A 784-nucleotide genomic window follows, 5' to 3' on the forward strand; every position below is an offset into this window, starting at 1 on the left:
TGGGTACTGGCGCTAACAGAAGCGGACATCCCTGCTGATTGTTTAATGAGAGTCCGAAAAAATGCCTGCTTATGGTCAGCACCACCAGCCTATAGTGGTCGCGGTAGACCACCCAAACACGGGCAAAAAATGAGACTGGGCGACCCAACTACATGGCTCGAAGCTGATACAGAGATTGAAATTGACGAACATCCAGATTTGGGAAAAGTCCGAGTCAAACAATGGCTTGACTTGCATTTTTATCGCGCCCCTGGACAAAAAGTCAATTTAATCCTGGTGGAAAGAATGAAGCCCATGTCAAACGGTCAGCCGTTTCCACCCTTGTGGCTGGTTTGGGTGGGAGAACGGACTCTACCTTTGGAAACAGTCTGGTTCAAATATTTACGACGTTTTGGAGTGGATCATTGGTATCGGTTTGCCAAGCAACGATTGCATTGGACATTGCCTAATCTGAGAACTCGTTGAGAATGTCTTACTGCAGGCAATCTGCTACCATTAATTTTACCCCTGGACGTGTTGCTCAATCAATGTTTTCGCTTTTAGTTGACATTGGTACTCCCACAAAATTGCCTAAACATAGGGGAAAATCCCCCGGCTGGGAAAAAGGAAGGGTACGGACGATAGCACCGCGATATCCCACTGTCAAAAAACGGGTTTCTCGACGTAAAAAGTCTTCAAGATTAGTTATTTAATCTGATACCTCTTGAGTTTTTGAGTAACAGCTTGCCGGAGATTCAAAGGTGACTACTTTTAGCTGGGCTCATTTTTTAGTCTAAACTACAGT

At 45.0% G+C, this 784-nt stretch carries 1 protein-coding gene; it reads left to right on the forward strand.

What is annotated here, in order from left to right:
* Positions 1-129 precede the first annotated feature (129 nt).
* Positions 130-465, forward strand: a complete 336-nt coding sequence (locus tag JGK22_RS33165) for a hypothetical protein (protein WP_293314579.1) — start codon at positions 130-132, stop codon at positions 463-465.
* Positions 466-784: the final 319 nt, after the last annotated feature.

This window comes from Microcoleus sp. PH2017_08_TRC_O_A, assembly GCF_020738665.1.
Taxonomy (GTDB): Bacteria; Cyanobacteriota; Cyanobacteriia; order Cyanobacteriales; family Microcoleaceae; genus Microcoleus.

Coding starts and splice junctions, on each gene's coding strand:
- JGK22_RS33165 (WP_293314579.1), top strand. CDS start 130: ATGAGACTGGGCGACCCAACTACATGGCTCGAAGCTGATACAGAGATT.